12 protein-coding genes and 1 pseudogene are annotated in these 18,050 nt (G+C 72.0%); 6 read left to right on the top strand and 7 right to left on the bottom strand.

Annotated elements, in window-relative coordinates; translation table 11 throughout:
* Window positions 1-15 precede the first annotated feature (15 nt).
* The 4 genes and pseudogenes from B207_RS0126135 to B207_RS38995 form a co-directional block, all read right to left on the bottom strand.
* Entirely contained in the window at window positions 16-1,035 is a 1,020-nt protein-coding gene (locus B207_RS0126135; RefSeq protein ID WP_326829080.1) for a toll/interleukin-1 receptor domain-containing protein, read from the bottom strand.
* Window positions 941-3,781, bottom strand: a complete 2,841-nt coding sequence (locus B207_RS0126140) for a CHAT domain-containing protein (RefSeq protein WP_195905357.1) — start codon at window positions 3,779-3,781, stop codon at window positions 941-943. The genes B207_RS0126135 and B207_RS0126140 overlap by 95 nt, the downstream gene beginning before the upstream one ends.
* A 76-nt stretch (window positions 3,782-3,857) precedes the next feature.
* Window positions 3,858-7,220, bottom strand: a complete 3,363-nt coding sequence (locus B207_RS0126145) for a hypothetical protein (RefSeq protein WP_018639629.1) — start codon at window positions 7,218-7,220, stop codon at window positions 3,858-3,860.
* A gap of 460 nt (window positions 7,221-7,680) precedes the next feature.
* Window positions 7,681-7,818, bottom strand: a pseudogene (locus B207_RS38995) (transposase); the annotation flags it as partial.
* Window positions 7,819-8,143: 325 nt separating this feature from the next.
* Here B207_RS38995 and B207_RS41970 point away from each other — a divergent pair.
* Together B207_RS41970 and B207_RS0126160 are read left to right on the top strand one after the other, a co-directional pair.
* Window positions 8,144-8,599 carry a DUF4037 domain-containing protein gene (locus B207_RS41970; RefSeq protein WP_230205229.1) on the top strand — a complete coding sequence of 152 codons (456 nt, stop codon included), beginning with the start codon at window positions 8,144-8,146 and terminating at the stop codon, window positions 8,597-8,599.
* Between the two features lie 172 nt (window positions 8,600-8,771).
* Window positions 8,772-9,020, top strand: coding sequence for a hypothetical protein (locus B207_RS0126160; RefSeq protein ID WP_018639630.1), 249 nt, complete (start codon window positions 8,772-8,774; stop codon window positions 9,018-9,020).
* A 198-nt stretch (window positions 9,021-9,218) separates the two neighbouring features.
* Here B207_RS0126160 and B207_RS0126165 read toward each other — a convergent pair whose 3' ends face one another.
* Window positions 9,219-10,664, bottom strand: a complete 1,446-nt coding sequence (locus tag B207_RS0126165) for a CATRA conflict system CASPASE/TPR repeat-associated protein (RefSeq protein ID WP_018639631.1) — start codon at window positions 10,662-10,664, stop codon at window positions 9,219-9,221.
* A 109-nt stretch (window positions 10,665-10,773) separates the two neighbouring features.
* Between B207_RS0126165 and B207_RS0126170 the strand changes: the two genes are divergently transcribed.
* On the top strand, window positions 10,774-11,058 hold the full coding sequence (locus B207_RS0126170; RefSeq protein ID WP_018639632.1) for a CATRA system-associated protein: 285 nt from the start codon (window positions 10,774-10,776) through the stop codon (window positions 11,056-11,058).
* Window positions 11,059-11,279: 221 nt separating this feature from the next.
* On the opposite strand, the gene B207_RS0126175 is transcribed toward B207_RS0126170, so the two are convergent.
* Window positions 11,280-14,534, bottom strand: a complete 3,255-nt coding sequence (locus B207_RS0126175; RefSeq protein ID WP_018639633.1) for a CHAT domain-containing protein — start codon at window positions 14,532-14,534, stop codon at window positions 11,280-11,282.
* A gap of 186 nt (window positions 14,535-14,720) precedes the next feature.
* Between B207_RS0126175 and B207_RS37295 the strand changes: the two genes are divergently transcribed.
* From B207_RS37295 to B207_RS35730, 3 genes are all read left to right on the top strand, one after another.
* Window positions 14,721-15,389, top strand: a complete 669-nt coding sequence (locus B207_RS37295; RefSeq protein WP_018639634.1) for a TetR/AcrR family transcriptional regulator — start codon at window positions 14,721-14,723, stop codon at window positions 15,387-15,389.
* Window positions 15,386-16,153 (top strand): oxygen-binding di-iron domain-containing protein, encoded by a 768-nt coding sequence (locus tag B207_RS0126185; protein WP_018639635.1) that lies wholly within the window; start codon window positions 15,386-15,388, stop codon window positions 16,151-16,153. Before B207_RS37295 ends, B207_RS0126185 begins: the two co-directional genes overlap by 4 nt.
* A gap of 116 nt (window positions 16,154-16,269) precedes the next feature.
* On the top strand, window positions 16,270-17,052 hold the full coding sequence (locus B207_RS35730; RefSeq protein ID WP_018639636.1) for a maleylpyruvate isomerase family mycothiol-dependent enzyme: 783 nt from the start codon (window positions 16,270-16,272) through the stop codon (window positions 17,050-17,052).
* Between the two features lie 149 nt (window positions 17,053-17,201).
* On the opposite strand, the gene B207_RS0126195 is transcribed toward B207_RS35730, so the two are convergent.
* Window positions 17,202-18,038, bottom strand: a complete 837-nt coding sequence (locus B207_RS0126195; RefSeq protein ID WP_018639637.1) for an oxidoreductase — start codon at window positions 18,036-18,038, stop codon at window positions 17,202-17,204.
* Window positions 18,039-18,050: the final 12 nt, after the last annotated feature.

Consider the following 18,050-nt stretch of genomic DNA (forward strand, 5'->3'; position numbering starts at 1 on the left):
TCGTGCCGTTTTAGGTCAGGGTGGGGTGAGGCCGCGGAAGGCGGCACGGACCAGAGAGCGGCCCCGCGCCGGGGATATCGCGCGACTCTGGCCGGCCATGGTTTCGGCCCGGTAGGTGGTGATGCCTTTCAGTTCGCCGTTGGGGCCGAACGGCACAGCTTCGACCACCAGGTCGACGAGCGCGCCGTCGGGCAGGTGCACCAGCGTGTCGGGATCGCCGGTCAGTGGCCTGCCGTCAACGTTCAGCCGGTAACGGAAGCGGAAGCCGAAGCGGCCGTCGGCGCCGACTTGCTCGTCGGGCAGCGAGAGTTCGTCGCGGATGCACCGAAGAAGCTGCCAGACGGTCACGGCCGGGGGCACTGGAAGCACGATCGCGAAACCCAGGTCGCGGTTGCGGACCCGCATGGTGTGGGCCGCCACGAGGCGACCGATGTCACCGCTGGCACCCATACCGGAGGGGCCGATCGTGATCATGGTGGCGGCGTGGCGGGGTGGTGAAACAGCCCCGGCGGGCGGATCCCAGCCGCCCCGCGCAATCGCGGCCAGTTCGTTCGCCACATCGTCCCAGCGGCCATGGCATGCGTCCAGGTTCCGGTACGGCGCCATCAGCGGCGGCAGTGGGCTGTCGTCGAGCCGGATGACGAGTAGTGACAGGCTGCGGTCGTTCAGCTCGCGGGCCAGCGCCGCGGACCATTCGGCCCGGGCCAGTCCCGGATCGAGGCTCGCCGATGCCGACCACAGCAGTGCGTAGCAGTCGAACTGGGTTAACGCATCGTTGATCCACAGCACCCAGTTGGTTCCGGCCGGGATCTGTCGGTTCTGCCGGGCATCGATACCCTCCCGCAGAAGCTGCGCGGTCAGGTAGTCACCGACCTTCTGGTCGGCGTCGACGCAGCTGAGATACACCATGGGCGCACCGGTGGACGTGCCCGGCATCCGGTCATCTCCGTTCTTTTCGATCACTGCCGTCTGTGCCGCTCGTGGCTCGGCGTATCCTGCGCCGGACAGGGCCGGCGGTGGTCTGCCAGCCGGCATCGCCGAACAGAGTCCAGCAGGCCCAGCGCGCGGGATGACCGGGAGCCGCCACCTCTCCCCCCTCGCGGCGCACCGTACCTGCCCCTGCATCCGTGGGTACACCGGCGTGGATCTCACGCTGGGCCTGGCGCAGCGCGAGGTCGCGGGGCAGGTGGCGCAGATGGTGGCAGAAGCGGTCGAGGAGCACGGCCGCGACCGGGTCAGCCGCCACCCACCGGGCAGCCACCACCGCGGCGGCGCCGGCGTGCAGGCCGGCCCGCACGAAGCCGGTCCGCTCGTCCCGGCCGACCCGGGTGGCCATGCCGGACTCGCAGGCGCCGAGCACCAGTGTCCCGCAGCCGCTGAGATCCATCGCCTGCAGGTTCTCGGGCGACAGCCGGCCGGCCGGGCCGGCGGGTGCGAGCTGCAGCCAGGCGTCCCGCGGGCCGTACTCACCGTGGCAGTCGAGGCGGACCAGCCGGTGTCGGCGTTGGCCAAGCGTCGCCCGCAGCCGGTCCGGCGTCGCCGCGGCACCGTCGAGCACACTGCTGTGACGCCCGCGGGCTGGTGTGAGCCCCTCGGCGGGTGGGCTGACCAACAGGTCCCGTTCGCCGCGCACCGCGAGGGAGCGCCGGGCGAGCGGTCGACGCGCGGACAGGCAGGGCAGATCGGACAGCGCGATCCGAAGCCCCAGCGGCAGTGCCGGGTCGGGGTGGGTGTCGACGGCTCGGTGGCCGCCGGCCCGGAACCCGCCGGACACGGATCCGGCAGCCGTGGGCAGAGCGGCGAAGGGTATGTCGGCGAGGACATCACCGGCGACGAGCGTGAGTCTGCGCACCCGCGGCGGCAGCCGCCACAGGACGTCGGCGAGCCCGATCAGTCCGGCGATCCGCGCGGTGGCGGCGTCGAACATGTCCCGCCCGACCGGCGACTCCAACACCTCCCCGCTCCAACAGCCGGTCAGCTCGTCGACAGCCTCAGTCAGCTCGTCGCGTCGGCAGTCGACGCCGACGTGGTACAGCTGACGCCGGCCGAGCACGGCGTGGTGCAGCCGGAAGGGCGTCGCGTGCATCAGCCACACCGCCTGGTCACGGGGCAGGTGGTTCGCGGTCGCCCGGATCCACTCCCAGGCGGACGCGTCGTCGTCGGGGGCGGGCAGCTGACGTAGCCGGCCTTCCTCGGCGGGCAGGATCCGCCCGAGGAGCGCGGCGCCGCGCGCGGCCTCCATGGCGACGACGAGCGAGGCCACCGCGGCGGCACCCCGCTCATCACCCTGTTCACCCGGACCGCCGCGTGGGACGGCCCGTTCGGCGGCGAGACGGATGCGTTCGTCGTGCTCGTCGGCGACGGACTGCAGCATGCCGACCCGGACCGCGTCGCTGATCTGCCGGCCGGCGATCTGTTCCTCGATGTCATGGGCTTCGGCCCAGCAACGGACCGCCTGGTCGTACTCGGTCAACCGGTGCCGGGCCTCGCCGAGCAGCCGCAGCGCACGGGCTCTGATCCCGGCCAGCCCGGGCCGCCGCGCGTGTCGCACCGCTCGCTCGAACTCCGCGACGGCGGCATGAGCATGCCGCGGTTGCCGGTTCTGCCGGCACCTGGCCAGGTGCAGCTCGCCGGTGGTCAGGTGCCACAGTGCGAGGTCCCGGTCCGCGGCCGCCCGCAGCGTCTCGGCGCCGATTCCATCGATTCCACCGGCCCCACCGATCCCACCGGCCTGCAGCCGGTTGAGCGCGGTCTGGGCCTCGTCCAGGAGCCCATCGGCGATCAGTGCCTGGACATGGCGCACCGCTCGGTCGAACGCCACCACGGTGCCTGCCCGCGGCCCGGTGGTCGGGCCGGCTGTGCTGCCGGTTCGATCGAGGTCCTCGGGGACGGTCGCGTAGGCACGCGCGATCCACCGAGTGGCCTCGGCTGGGTCCGGCCATCGGGTCGCCGCCTCGTCCAGCCGCGGACGCAGCGCCAGAGCGTCCCTGTCCCGGCGCATCGCCAACAGCAGGGTGGTGAGCTCGACGTACACCGGAAGCCGAAGTGCCTCGTCGAGGTCGGGGTTGCGGACGAGAGCCAGCATGACCTGGGCGGCGGCCTCGTAGTGCAGCTGTCGGCGCAGGGCGAGCGCCAGCTGGAACTGGCCGGCGACGGTGTTCGGGCGTGGGGCGGCGAGGACGCCCGCGATCTCCGTCTCGACCCCTGCCCGCACCGCGAGCAGCATGCGGTCCTGCTCGATGATCGAGAAGGTGGGATCGCCGGCCGCACGCAGGTCCCGCTCGGCCTCGTCAAGCAGGTGGATGGCGGTGGCGCGGTCGCCGGCGTCCGCCGCGGCCAGCGCCTCCATCCGTCGCAGCCGGCCACGGGCCGCCACGGACAGCGGCGTGCGGAGGCCGGCCGCACGCACGGCTGCCGCGTCCGCGCCGGCCCCGCGCAGGTCGCCGGTCGCCGCCCGCAGCTGTGCCCGTTCCAGCAGCAGCTGGCGAGGGTCAACGCCGGTCGCGCTGGCCTGCGCGAGGTAACGCTCGGCGTGTTGCAGGCCCCGGCTCAGCGCGCCTACCTGCCGCAGGGCGGCGAGATGATCGGCGGTGAGCAGCACCCACAGGTCCGCCTCGCGGGCGTCGGCGGAGCCCGCGGCGGCGTCCGCACCGGCAGCCGCTGCCAGGCCGACGGCGGTCAGGTAGGCGGTATCGATCCCGGCCGTGTTGCCTTCGCGCAGCGCGTGGGCGCCGGCTTCGACCGCCCGGCTGAGCGGTGTTCCCCGCGGAATCCTCAGCACGTCGGCCATCGGTACCGCCGGGTGGAAGGCCGGCCTGGGCTCGGCCGGCCCAGTGCGTCACAGCAGCTCCGCCGGTTCACGTCGGGTCGCAGTCGTCAGCGTGTTCGCCGGTGGCCGGGCAGACCAGCACCACCGTGCTGACGGGCTGGTCGACCGGCCCGGTCGTAGCCGGGCTCGGGCGGGCCGGCGCGGCCGAAGCGAGCGTCTGGAGTGGTCTGAGCGGCGGAGTCGACCCGGGTGAGGCGGACGGCGTCGATGTCTGCAGGGATGTCTGCAGGGCTTGGGGGGGCACCATCACTGTTCGTGTCCAACTTGCGCCTCCATGTGCCAGGACGTCGGGGCGGGCAGCCGCGTTGTGGGTAGCCGCGGTCACGGCGGTCACGGCGGTCACCGTCACCCGCATGCCCTGCGCCTGGCTGTCGGCGATGAACAGGCCGTCCTGCGCGGTGACCGACGAACGCAGGCCCTCGTGCAGGTAGACGGCGACTTCGTCACCCGCGTCGGTGAGCACTTCGCCCAGGGTGCGGTCACGCTGAACCGAGCCGGCCAGCACCGACAGTGGACCGGCGTCGACGTACACGATGGCCTCGCCGTCCAGACGCAGGGTTGGGGCCGTGGACCGGGGGGCGGCGGCGACGATGCGGTGCACCCGGGCGGCCCGGGGATCGTCCGCGGCGAGCAGCCGAACCTCGTGCTCGTCGACGAGCGCGGCTGCGCCGTCCGGCAGCGCGAGCCCGCGTAGGAGGCCGTCATGTGCCTTCACCGCCTCGGCCATCACCGGGATGACCTGGTCGAGGTGGGCCAGCAGCGCCGCGCCCTCAGCACTGCCGTCGGGCCCGAAGGTCCGGTCACCGGCAGGCACCCACGACTCGCCGGTCGACGCGGTGCCGGCAAGGACGACCTCGGTGGTGCGACCGTCCGGATCGATCACCGTGATGGTTCGGTCCCGGTTCGTCGGTGGGGGGGTGAAGCTGGACGTCGCGTCGTTGTGGTCCGAGGCGGCCACCGTATGCCACCAGGTGTGGCCGTCGTCGGGTGGCTTCGGGGCCGCGGTCAGGGTCGCCTCGGCGAACGCGGTCTGCTCATATGTCAGGTTGCCGCGGGTCACGGAGGTCGGCCCGCCGATACGGAACGCCAGGTCCGCCCCCGGCGGGTGGTTGCCGGTGCCGTAGGTGAGCCAGGGCTCGCCCGGGCCGCCCACCTTGATGAACAGCTGGCCGGCGGAATCACGGTAGGTGGTCAGCGTGGTGTCGGGCCCGGGGGCGGGCGGCGCCGGCCCGGGCTTCGCGTTCCAGCGATCCTGCGCCGACTGGAGCACTCGGCGGGCTTGATCGACGAGGCTCCACCGCCAGTGGATGTCCACGGTGTCGACGGTGGCCCAGGCATCGAGCCTGCCGAGCTCGTGGCCCGCGTAGGTGACGTGCTGGGAGACCCGTCCGTCACCGGCGGTCACGGTGCTGGACATCGCCCGGGGCGTGGTGCCGGAACGCCAGATCCTGACCCCGCCCATCGGGATGACCTCGCGGGGCGAGGCGTCGATCCGGATCTCGGTCTGGTCGCCGTGCGTGGTGAGCGTGCGGGTGACTTTCTCGCTGACCGTGGCCGGTTTGCCGTCGCGCTGCTGGGTACCGATGCTGACCTCGGTGATGTGGCCGTCGCCGTGCTCGTCGATCTTCGAATCAGGATCGAGCAGTCCGGCGCGGCGCAGCGGAGACGGCAGATCCGCCTGGTAGTCGGCGTTCCCGATACGTGCGTTGAGATCGCCGAGCGAGACCCCCCCTCTGATCAGCAGCTGGCTGCAGGAGCTGTAGGTCTTCGTCGGGGTCTGGACCAGGGCCTGAGCCTCGCCGGTCGAGCCCGGGGCGAGGAAGGGGATCGGTGCCCGTTCTCGAAGCTGGTTGTTCGTGCGGTACCAGTCGGGGAAGGTCGGGCTCGCCGACCGCGTCTGGTCCGCGGGCAGCGTGGGCAGGGAGCCACCCTGATCGCGCAGCCATTCCAGTGCGCCGCTCCAGCGCATGATCTGCTCGAGCCGGGCGTACTGCGGCTCGTAGTCGGCGATCGCCTGGTAGTTCTGGTCCCAGAAGTGCAGTCCGCGGCTGGATGCGTAGCTCGGCTCGACCTCGCTGCCGTTCTCACCATCGGTGCGTGTGAACAGCCGGGTGGCCTGGGCACCGAGATCGATCCGGTCGTCGGACCTGGCGAAGGCCCGGTCGTTCTGCCCGAACCACAGCCGGCCGCTCTTCGCGCTCGCATCGGTCGTCGGCTCGCACTGGCTCCACGGAATGGACGCCTGGACGTCCGGGACGAATCCACCGACCGCCGCGGTCGGTATGCCGCTGCCGGTGCCGACCACCCAGCTTTTGGCGACGTAGTCGGTGTAGAAGAGCGTCATCCCGATGTCCGTGTTCTCGAGCCCGCCGTCATAGCGGGCCTGGCTGTAGACGGGTCCGCCGTCGACCAGGCGGCTCACCGACCACAGCTGGGTTCGGTCCTTCGGCAGGCCCTGCCTGGTCAGATCCGCGTCCGAGCGCGCATTCCGGAAAAGCGCCGCGTCCAGCTCGCCGCGGATCCTTTGCCGCGCGGCCGGATCATCGATGATCTTCATGGTGAGGTCGCGGTCCAGGTCGGGGATCGCCGCGTGCAGCGCGCTGAGGCCCGGGGGGTCCGCGGTCGGCAGGGGCCCCGGGTCAAGGGAGAATCCGGGCGGGACGGCCCCGCCTGCGGCCGGGTAGGCCCTCTGCAGTACGGAGACATCTGCCGGGGTCACCGGTGCCTGAGGTGGGCCCGGCCACTGCCAGCCGCTCGCCCAGACCTGTGATCCCCGCAGGGTCAACTGCGAGAGATCCTGAGTGGTGGCGAGGAATTTGGCCAGCTCATCCGGACTGTCCACGCGCATGGTGCGGTAACCGAAGTCGGATCGCACATCAGAGGTCGGGCGCGGCGAGCCGTCGATCATCTCGATCGTGTCCAGCTCTGGCCGCAACCAGTAGTGGTCGATGGTGACCCGGGCAGGGTCCGCGCCGTGGTCCGCGCGGTACTGGTCGAGCAGCAGGCCAACGGTCCGCGCCTCGTTCGGATCCTCCGTCGGCACCAGAACGTGCACGACTCCCTGGCCGTCGGTCAACAGTCGGCCCGGGCCGACCTGCTGGCGGGCGAGGTCCGCGAAGCCCGGATCCCGGACCGGCAGTGTGTCGTAGGCCGTGTGGACGAACGTCGCCGTGTCCAGGTTCAGATGCGCGGCCAGTCCGATCAACGCCCAGTCGCGTAGCTGCTCGTCGGAGTCGGAACGGCCGAGCCCGTCGAGCCGACCGGCAGCCCCGGCGTAGGAGATGTCGTAGCGTGCCAGCGCCGCCGCATGATCGATGGGTGGCGGCGGGTGGTGACTATCGCAGGCCGCCAGCGGCAGAGCCAGAGCAGAGACACAGCCGAGGACCGCCACCAACCTCGCCCGGCCCGCTCCACCCCCGTCCGGCGGGGCACCCGCGGTAACCCGCTGTCGCCTCCGACCCGAACTGAACGTCCACAGTCTCCCGTACCTGCTTCCGGCCAAGTTCCCTTTCCTGTCTGCGTTCTCGCCAACAAACGTCTGTGTCGTTGCCGACAAATGTCTGTGTCTTCGCCGACAAACTCCCCGAGTTTGCCGCCCCGCCCTCGGATCCCAGTCACGGTCGACAGCCGGGGCAGTACGACCATCGTCAACGGTCGACCGGGCCGGATACACACCGGGTGCGTCGCAAACAGCTGTGGAAGACTGGTGTTGAGAGGTTGCTGAGCCTTGACCTCGATCTTTCATGTGACGGGGTCGGCTGATCGCAGGTGTCTCCCCGGCCTCGTTGGCATGGGGTTGGGTTGGGCTGGGTCGGGCCGTGGTCTGGGTGCCCCGACAGGCCGACGGTGGAGACCTCGCCGTTCAGTCGTTCCTGCGGGTTGGATGACCAGACCTGCTTCCAGATCTGCCGCGGGTAGCCGGTGAACGCGAGCAGGTCGGCTTTCGCGTCAGAGAGATGATCCGCCGCCTTGGGAAGTTTCTCGGTGAGGGGTCCGAGGTTCTCGGCTTCGGTGTCGAGATTTCCACGGATCACGATTTCGGCCCCCGCGTGCAGCTGTTCGTCCCGCCAGGTTTCGACGCCACGCCGATCGACGCCGCTCTGGGGGTACCCGCGCGGTTCGATGGTTTCCCGGTCGTCTACCCCGACAGCGATCGACACGGCGGCCGGCCACACCATCAGGTGGAGGTGACCACCGCGCAGGCGTTCTTCGTCGACCGGATCGGCGTCGACCCCGCCGACGGGATGAAACTGACGGACTGGCTGCTGGCCCCGACCCAGATCCTGGCCGGCCTCACCGGCGGCGTGGTCCTGCATGACCCGCTCGATCTGCTCACCAAGCGGCGACGGCCTCGGCTCGCGGATGCTCGTGGCCCGCGTGGCCCGTGACCTCGTTCGGAGCGGATTTCTCCTCGAACGCCGCTGGGCTCCCTACGGCGAATGGCCGACCGCCGCGTTCGCGCAGCTGACCCTCGCCGACCAGATCGGTGAGCACCTGCACCACGCGCTGCGCGCGACGCGGTGGCGGGAACGCGATGCGGCACTGTGTGCCGCGGCCAGTCATCTCGCCGCCGCCACGAACCGGCCTGGTCTGGCCGAGCCCGTCGACCCCGCGCGAGCCTTCCTCGTCGACCGGGTTGGCATCGACCCCGCCGACGGGACTTCAGAGGCACGGACCGGCAGTTCCCAATCGCGCTGGCCCGCACATCATCCGGCCGCGGAGTGGCACCACACGACATCTACCGCGGAGGGCATCCGCAGCTGCGGTTAGACCGGATTTGGCCACCGTCGGTTTGGGATTGGCCCCGCGGGACGACCACGACACGCCATATGCCCATGCGGCCTGACACCTCGGGAGGCGCGTGGCTCGGGTCCGCGTCGCTGCGTAAGGATTTCCCTCGTACGAATCGAACCGATCTCTCCCATGTCCCAAGGAGGCTCCCTTGACCGACACGAACACCTACGCGTACGTCGACGCTGACACCCTCGACGTCCGGATCATCCGTGGTGAGGCTGACACGGAAGGCACCATCGTCGGCCGCCTCGACGCCGCCGACCTCCCCGCCCTCAGCGAGGCCGCCGACAAGCTGCTCGCGACCCTCGGCATCCGCCCCGTCAGCGACTGGCGTGATGTTGAGGGTGGCCTGTTCACCGTCGTCGAGGAGACCGCGGCGGTGCCGACGGCCGGCTGACCGGCGACCACGAGCGCCCCGGTCTGGGTCCAGGCCGGGGTTTCTCTTCGCCAGCTACCTGTTCCGCCGCCGCCGCCGACGGCCGCCCGGTCGGTGCCATCGCCCGGCTCGGCTCGATCGGCGTGCACATCGACCGTGCCGTCCCGGGCCGAGGTCGACAACGACGACGACGACAACGGCGGGGGGCGATAAGCGAGGTCAGCCGTAGCGGCGGGCCAGGTCGGTGAACGTCTCGTTGTGGGGGTAGCGGTCGAGAGCGGCGGCCAGGAGGCGGCGGTACGGGTGGGCGACGAGGCCGTTGTCGAGATCGTTGAGGATCTCGGTCCAGACGAGGTCCGGGGCGGCACGGTCGATGTTGCGGCGCAGCTCGACCGGGAAGCCGACGGCGTCCAGCACCGCTGAGGCAGCGGATTCCGAGCCAAAGGCTCGGGCCAGCGCGCGGCGGAACAGCGACCGGTCGGGCTCCGCGAAGGCGATGTCCGCCCGGTCCCGCTCCGGTCCGGGAGTGACCGGCAAAGGGGCGGGGATGCCGCCGAACACCGACTGGCCGAGGCGGCTGTATGCGGCGGCGCGATCCCGGGCCGTACGCAGGTAGCCGATGTCCTCGGCGAGTTGGCGTGTGAACCACGCGCAGAGCTCGCGGTCGTCGGCGAACAGGCCGCCGGCGTCCCGCCAGCGGACGGACTGCTCGGCCCACGCGGCCAGGTTCTGGACGGAGCCACGAACGGAGCGATGTATGTCCTGGACGTCGGCCAGGACGCGGGACACTCGGCCGCGGGCGACGTCCAGCGCCAGCAGCCGTTCCCGGAGAACGGCCAGATCGCCGAGCGGGGCGGAGCCGCCGCCGGACGGGACGACGGAGTCGGCGGCGTCGACGGCGGCGTCGAGATGGCGGCGCAGGTCCTGGGTCGGCTGGCCGTCTGCCCACAGCCGCAGGTGATGGCGGACCTTCGCCGCGTGCATGAGGTAGCGGGCCAGCGGGGTGAGGACGGAGTCGCCGCGGGACCAGGTCCAGGCGCTGAGCTCGGCGTCCTGATCGAGGCCGCCGATGACGACGATTTGCCGTTCGGCACGGGTGTCGGGCGCGGGGCCGGGCTCCCAGACCATGAACCCGGCGTCCGTTGTCACGAACCGGTCAGCCGGCTCGGCCATGACCGGGACGAGCGGTGGCCGGGCGCTGACACCACCGGTCGAGCCGACGTCAGCCCGCCCCAGGTAAAGGCGGGCGCCGCCAAGCAACGCGCCGGCCTGGCCGTCACCGACAATCCCGGTCCAGGCGTCGTCGAGCTGCCGCCAGTCACCTTCGCCGGCCGGCGGCGCGAGCATCGCCGAGAAGCACAGCACGTCCCGCACTCGGCGGAGCAATGCCTGGTAGACACCCGGCCGCCGGCATTCCTGGGCGGCGATCAGACCAGATTCCATCGCGGGTGAAGCGGTGGGCGGCAGGGCGGCGGGAACTCCGAAGGCGCGGATCGGCTCATCCATCATGAACTCACGGCGCAGCCCCGCCCAAAGGTTCCGGATCGTGTCGTAGCCGGCGGACGCCCGCGCGCCATGGACCGGGGCGTAGACATGGGCGACGAACTCCTGGCCGGTCAGGTCCGGCGACGCGATCCCCGAGCTGATATCCGCCCCGACGACCATGAAACGATAATAGGTATGGCCACCGGGCCTCGTCGGGGACGACGCGGAAACCGTGCGCTGGCCGCCAGCGTTACCCAGGCCCAGGACAGGACCAACCAGGGAGGCTCCGGTGCACCTGCCCGCTGTCCATGAGGAGTTCCGCGATGATGCCGCCGACCTGCTCGACCACGTCCCGTTCTGGGAGCTGACGCCGGAGGGGTGGGGCAGGGCGGAGAACGCGGTTCTAGCGATCGCCGCCGCCGGCGACGACACAGAGGCGCTGCGGGACGCGGTGGCGTCGCTGGACGTCCTGGACCCCAGACGGGGCACGAAGGCGGGCACCGAACCGGAGGTCCCGATCCCCAAGCGGGTCCGCGAGACCGTCACCGAGACCAAGGACAAGCTGGGCCACTGACCAGGCCGGCGGCGAAACTCCAGGCGCCGCGGTGGATGTGGGCGGCCCAGGCGGACGACATGTCCCACCGCCGCAGCCGGCGAATCCGCCGGGTGGCCGGATGCGGGGCCTCGGCCGTGTGGGCCCCGGAACCGGCCCCGGAACCGGAGCCAGCAGTTCGTCACGCCGGGCAGTCACCATGCCGCCCGATCACCATGCCGCCCGATCACCATGCCGTCGGGTCACGGACCGAGGTGGACGTGGGCGGCCCACCGTGACGGCTGCCGGCGATAGCGAGAGCGTAGTCGGACAGTGGCCGCGTGCACCGCCTGCGCCGGGCCCCGGCCGGCGATCTCCGGATACGTCCAGCCGGCGGCCTGCCTGCCGGCCCGGTCGCGGATCTCCCACAGTGTCCCGACCACATGCGGATAGCCGGCGATCTGGAAGGCCGACGACACGTGGATCGCCTCGTCGACCAGACCAGTGCCGCCGAATGCCGTGGTGCACGCGGACAGAAATGCGAACGTGGCCGTCCGCCCCGGCAACGCGGTGATCTCGCGGACGGTCAGCCGGCCGTCGACCAGGACCAGGTGGCTGTCGAACGGGTCGGTGGCGTCCGTCGTCGCGTGGCAGGCGAAGTGGGCCCAGTCTGCGGTGGCCAGCCCGGCGAGCACTCGGTCGCGGCCGGCGTGAGGGCCGTCGAGAAGCGTCGCGGCGTCGGTGAGGTCGCGGACGGTGGTGCCCTCCCGGTCCGCGCCGGGCAGCGGCCGGTAGCCCGGCGCCGTCGGGACGGCGACGACCAGGCCTCGCTCGCCCAGGCCGGAGCGGTTGTCGCGGCCACGAGCGTGAGCGAGGGTGCGCAGGGTCGGGGCGTAGGACGACACCGCGCGGTCCAGCGCGGCCGGCGGGTCGTCGCCGGTCTCCGTCGGACGCGGGCCGGCGCAGTGCAGGGGCAGGACGGCCAGCGGACCGGTCGGGATCCACCAGACGCGGGGCGGACCGGCGTCGGGGTCGGCGCCGGGCGGGGGCGGCGCCGGTAGGCCGAGCTCGTCGAGGACGTCGGCGACGAACGTCGTCCACATCCACTCCAGTACGCCTTCCAGGGCCTTCTCGGCGTCCGGGCCGCCCTCGTCAGCCGTGGCGAGCAGGATGTTCGCCTGCCGCGTCGCCTCGGCGTGGGTGAGCCGGGGCAGCTCGACCGAGCGGACGCCGGCCGGGGTGACCAGCAGCGCGTCGCAGCGGTGGGCCGCGAGGTTCAGCACGGCGACCGGGCCGTCGACCGGGCAGCGGGTCAGATCCTGCTCCTCTTCGGGCGGGAGCTGGAACCGCCGGAAACCGGGCTCGGCGCGGATCCTGGTAAGCAGCCGCGCCCGCTCGGTCAGCAACCGGGCCCGGCGGGCCGCGCGGGCGGACGTCCACGGCTGGTCGGGCGAGGCGCCCCGGTCGAGCTCGCGTCCGGTCCGGACGACGGCGGCGGCCAGGTCCGGGTGGCTCGCCGCGAGGGCTGTCAGCTCGTCACGGGAGTTCAGTAGCTGGGCGAGCAGCACCCCCCGGCCGCGTTCGAGCAGGTCGAGCGCGCGTAACGCCCCCGGGCCGGACAGCGCCTCCGGGCCGGACAGCGCGGCCGCCGCGGCCGCGCTGCCCAGGTTGGCCAGCTCCAGAAGGTGCCGGCCTTGGTCCCGGCTGGACAGACGGATGTCGGTGACGGCGTGCAGCAGGGCGATGGCCTGCTCGAACGCGTCGACCGCCGCGTCAGTCTGGCCCAGCTCCGCGAGGATGCCGCCGCTCTGGTGCGCGCTGATCGCCCGGACCAGTGGCGGGGCGGACGTCGTCCCGGCCGCGTCCCGGTAGACCGCGGCGGCTCGCTCCCGGTCGCCGGGTCCGTCCCGGCGCAGCAGGGCCAGCGCGGCGTTGGCCAGGATCGCCGCCCGGCCGGGGTCGTCGGGGCGGACGAGCCGAGCCGCCGTCTGGCCGGCCTCGACCGCCGCGTCCCGGTTCGACGCCTGGTCCGGGCCGGTGGCGTCCGCGCCCGTGTCGGCGCACAGGTCGGCGCGGCGGGACAGCGCGGCGCACAGGTTGGACTGGTAGCGCGCCGCCGCCGGTCCGTCCGCCGAGACAAGGCTGATCGCCTGACGCGACGCGTCCACCGCCTCGTCCAGGTCGCGCCGGGCCGGCTCCGGCGCGCCGGCCAGCGGGTGGCTCGACGCCCGTACCCGCAGCGCTGACGCCAGGTTCGACAGGTGGCCCGCGCGTTCCACCGGTACCGCGGCCGGATCGCCGGCGGCGTCGCGGAGCAGGTCGACGGCCTCGTCGAGGTCAGCGCGGCTCGGATCCCGCTGGTGGCGGGACCGCAGTGCCAGGGCCAGGTTGTTGCGCATGACGTGACCGTTGGCCGGGTCGTCCCCGGCGATCCGCACGGCCTCGCGGGCGACGTCCACGGCGAGCTCGAGATCGGCGCCGTCGCCACTGTCCGTGTACCGGCTCAACAGCGCCGCGGCCTGGTTCGACAGGCACTCGGCCTGACTCGCCGGGTCCGGAGCCAGGACGGCGGCCTCGGCGAGCAGCTCGATCGCCTCGGTCATGTCGCGCTGGTCGCCGCCGATGAGGAAGCGGCTGCCCAGAGCGGCGGCCAGGTTCGACATCCGGCCGACCTCGTTCGCCCCGGCGGCCGGGCCATCGGTGGTGGTGGTGGTGGTGGTGGCGGTGGTGCGCAGGGTTTCGACGGCCTGGTCGAGGTCGGACGGCTCGCCGCTGAACGCGAACCGCGCGGTGTACGACACACCGAGGTTGGACCGGAACGAGCGCCGAGCCGTTTCGGTGACGGCCGTCTCGACAGCCAGCCGGCCGACCCTGACGGCCTCGTCGATATCGCCGAGCAGCCCACTGCGCCGGCCGCGGGTCCGTAGCGCCAGCCCCAGATTGGTCAGATAGCCGGCGCGGCGGTCGGGGTCCGCGGTGGCGCCGCCGGGGTCCGCGAGGGATGGCACGGCATCGGCGTGTTCCACCACCAGCCGCAGCAGGCCGACGGCGTCGTCCACGATGTCAAGATCGCCCGTCACCCGGCCCCGGGCGATGAGCACGGTGGCCCGGGAGTTCCACGCCGCCACGAACTCCGCCCGCGGCGGCGTCATCGTCGCGCACACCTCGAACAGACCGTCCGGTAGCAGGTCCGGAGCGAGCTGGTAGACGGTGGCGAACCGGCTCAGTGCGGCCGCGACGTCTTCGAGGCTCGACGGCCCACCCGCACGCGGCTCGGCGGCGATCACCCGGTAGTGGAAGAACAGGCCCAGCGTGTAGTCGGCCGTCAGCCGGAAGTCGCCTTCGGCCAGGTCAGCGGCGTCGGCCGCCGCTTCGAGGCGGCGGGCACGGCCCAGCGCCTCCTCAGCCAGCACCGCGTCGCCGTCTCTGGTCGAAGTGAACCGCTCGACACACTCGTCGACAGCGGCGACCAGCCGAGCCAGGGAATCTCTCCCGCCCGGGCTTTCCTCATGGGGCACGCGACAGATCTATCACCACGCCGCCGGCCGGACAGCGGATTCGGAACCATCGGCTGGTGCTCCGGCCCTGCCCGGCTGCTCCCGAGGGGGACGCCGACGCGTATGCCGATCCGGAAGAGAACGAATGCCGATCGTACTTCCTACTGTTCACTTGACTTCCTAATGCCATTAGGGAAACCTGGGGTCATGCCAACCGTTCCCGCTGCCAACGTCGACCGCCGGCAGCGTCGACGCCTCGAGACCATCGAGGAGGCGATCGACGCTGCCATCGCGATCATGGGCGAGCAGGGTGCGGCGGGGCTGTCGCTGGGCGAGGTCGCCCGGCGGATGGGTATTCGTCCGCCGTCCCTGTACGTGTACTTCGCGAGCAAGAACGCGCTCTACGACGAGATCTTCGCCCGTGGCTGGCGTGCGCTGTCGGCGGCGGTCGAGACGCCCGGCGTCCCCGAGGGGCGTGCCGAGCTGCGTGCGTTCCTGGGCGGGCGCGCCGAGGCGTTCACCAGGTGGGCCATCGAGAACCCCGCTTCCGCGCAGCTGATGTTCTGGCGGCCGGTGCCCGGCTACCGGCCGTCCGACCAGGCGTACGAGCCGGCCGTGCGCCACATCGACTGGCTCGGCGAGATGTTCACGAGCCTGCGCGAACGCTCGCTGCTCACCGCCGACACGCCCGTGGACGAGGTGATCCGGCTCTGGAGCGTCCTGATCGCCGGCGTCATCAGCCAGCAGCTCGCGAACGCCCCCCACGAGGACTTCGACAACGGCGCGTTCACCACGTTGCTTCCCACCCTCATCGACGTCTTCGTCGCCCGGTTCGCCGTGGCACCAGACGCCTCCCGAACGGAGTCCCAGCCATGACCACCACCCACGAGATCGCTCCGGGTATCCACCGGATCTCGACCTACGTGCCGGACGTCGGCCCGCGCGGCTTCACCTTCAACCAGTTCCTCATCGAGGCCGACGAGCCGCTGATCTACCACACCGGGATGCACGCGCTGTTCGGTGCCGTGTCCGAGGCGGTGGCCCGGATCGTCCCGCTGTCCGAGCTGAGGTGGATCGCCAGCGGGCACTTCGAGGCCGACGAGTGCGGGGCCATGAACGACTTCCTGGCCGTCGCCCCCGCTGCGCAGGTCGTGCACAGCACCATCGGGGTCCTGACGTCGTTCGGTGACGCGGCGGCCCGGCCGCCGCGTGCCCTCGCGGACGGTGAGGAGCTTGACCTCGGCGGTGCCGGGAACGCGGCCGGCCGGCGGCGTGTCCGCCATCTCGACACCCCGCACGTGCCGCACAACTGGGAGTCCCGGATGCTGTTCGAGACGGAGACCGGGACGCTGTTCTGCGGCGACCTCGGCGCCCAGGACGGCAACCCGGCGGCGCTGACCTCGGATTCGGTCGTCGACGCCGCGATGCGGACCGAGGAGCTGTTCAGATCGAGCTCGCTCGGGCCGGCTGTGCCCGCGACTCTGCGACGTCTCGCCGACCTCAACCCGACGACCTTGGCGATCATGCACGGGTCGAGCTTCCACGGGGACGGCGCCGGCCTGCTCCGCGCCCTCGCCGATGCCTACGAGACGACGTTTCCGCAGACCCGCGCCGTCGCCGAGCCGTCGCACGCCGCCTGACGGCCGGGCAGCGAAACAAGCGCCATCCCAGCAGGGCATCACCTCAGCAGGGCACCACCTCAGCAAGGCACCACCTCCGCCGGGCGGACCGGGGAGCGACGACATGGGGGAGCCACATGACCACGCCGGATGACAGCCCTGCCGTTCTGACGCACAGGCCGCTGGAGCGAGACGACGCCGCGCGGGTCACGGAGGCCGAGACCGCCGCGTTCCGCGCTCTCGTGGCGTCGCTGGACGATGTCGACTGGCAGCGGGACACCGCCAGTGCCGGCTGGCGGGTCCGGGAGGTCGTCGCGCATGTCGGGGGCCAGTACGAGGAGTTCGCCCGGGTCGGGACACTGCTGCGCCGGCTGTGGGTCGCCCGCCGCCGCTACCGCGACCGCATCGTGCTCGACGGCCACAACCAGGTCCAGCTCGACGACACCGCCGACCGGAGCAACGCGCAGGTCGCCGCCCAGCTCGACGTGTTCGCCGCGGCCGGGATCCGCGCGGTCCGGCGGATGCCGGCTCCCGTCCGGCGCGCACCGGTGCGGTTGTTCTTCCCCGAGCCGCCGCTGCCGGAGAAGGGGATGCGGTACGTCTTCGACATCCTGGCCGCCCGTGACACCTGGATGCACCGGCTCGAGGTGGCGCGGGCCACCGACCGTGAGTTCGTGGTGGGTGACCACGACCACGAGATCGTCGCCCAGGTCGTCCGTGACCTGGACCGGCAGTGGCCCGGCCCGGCCGTCACCCTCGCCCTCGACGGCCCGGCCGGCGGTACCTGGCAGGTCGGATCAGGCCCGAGCGCAGGCATCGTCCGGGCCGACGCGGTCGAGATGATGCTGCACCTGTCCGGCCGCGCCGGCCTCGACCTGCCCCCGGACAGCCCGTTCGGCAACGCTCGGGTGGTGTTCTGAACCGGGCGCCGAAGTCGGGCACCGGCGCGGGCGGGGCTGGTCGGTTCTCGAAGGCGCGCAGTTCGTCCCGCGACTGGAAGCGCCGCGGCGAACGGCTCGTGCGCGCGAGCGGGCTGCCGTACACGATCAGGTGCACGACCCCTACATCGTCAGGCTGGTGTGCCGGAGGTTCGCTTGATGAAGGCGTCGAAGATCCGGTCCGGCAGAACCCGGCTGAGCAGGATGAGCGGGCGGGCGCCGTAGCCGGCGGTGTATCGGGTGCGGGGGCGACGGGCGGTCGCGGCCTTCGCCACGGCGTCGGCGATGACGGTGGGCGGCGAGGTCCGCCGCGCGTCGGGTCGTGAGCCGCCCTCCAACGATGCGGCCATGGCGCCGGCCTGTTCTGCGTAGGGGCCGTGTCCCGAGGTGGCACGAAGCTTGTCGGCGGCGATGGCGCCCCATTCCGTTCGGATCAGGCCGGGCTCGACGAGGACGACGTCGAGGCCGAAGCGCTTCAGTTCCAGGCGCATCGCGTCGCTGAGACCTTCGACGGCGAACTTGCTGGCGTGGTACCAGGCGCCCAGGGGAGTGGCGAACCGACCGCCCATCGAGCTGATGTTGATGATGGTGCCGCTGCCCTGGGCGCGCATGATCGGCAGCACCGTCCGCGTGAGTTGCGCGAGCCCGAAGAGGTTGACGTCGAACTGGGCGCGGGCCTCGGACATCGGGACGTCCTCCACCGCGCCGTACGAGCCGTAGCCGGCATTGTTGACGAGCACGTCGACGCGGCCCTCGGCCGCGAGGATCTCGGTGACAGCCTGCTGGGTGGAGGCTTCGTCGGTGACGTCGAGGGCGATGGTGCGCACGCCCGCGGCGGCGAGCTCCGCCATCCGCTCGACGCGTCGAGCGGCGCCGTACACGACGAAGCCGGCCCCGTGCAGGCGACGGGCGGTGGCATCACCGATGCCTGAGGAGGCGCCGGTGACCAGGGCGACCTTGTGAGCCATGACAGTTCCTTC

It is taken from the genome of Parafrankia elaeagni, assembly GCF_000374165.1.
Lineage (GTDB): Bacteria > Actinomycetota > Actinomycetes > Frankiales > Frankiaceae > Parafrankia > Parafrankia elaeagni.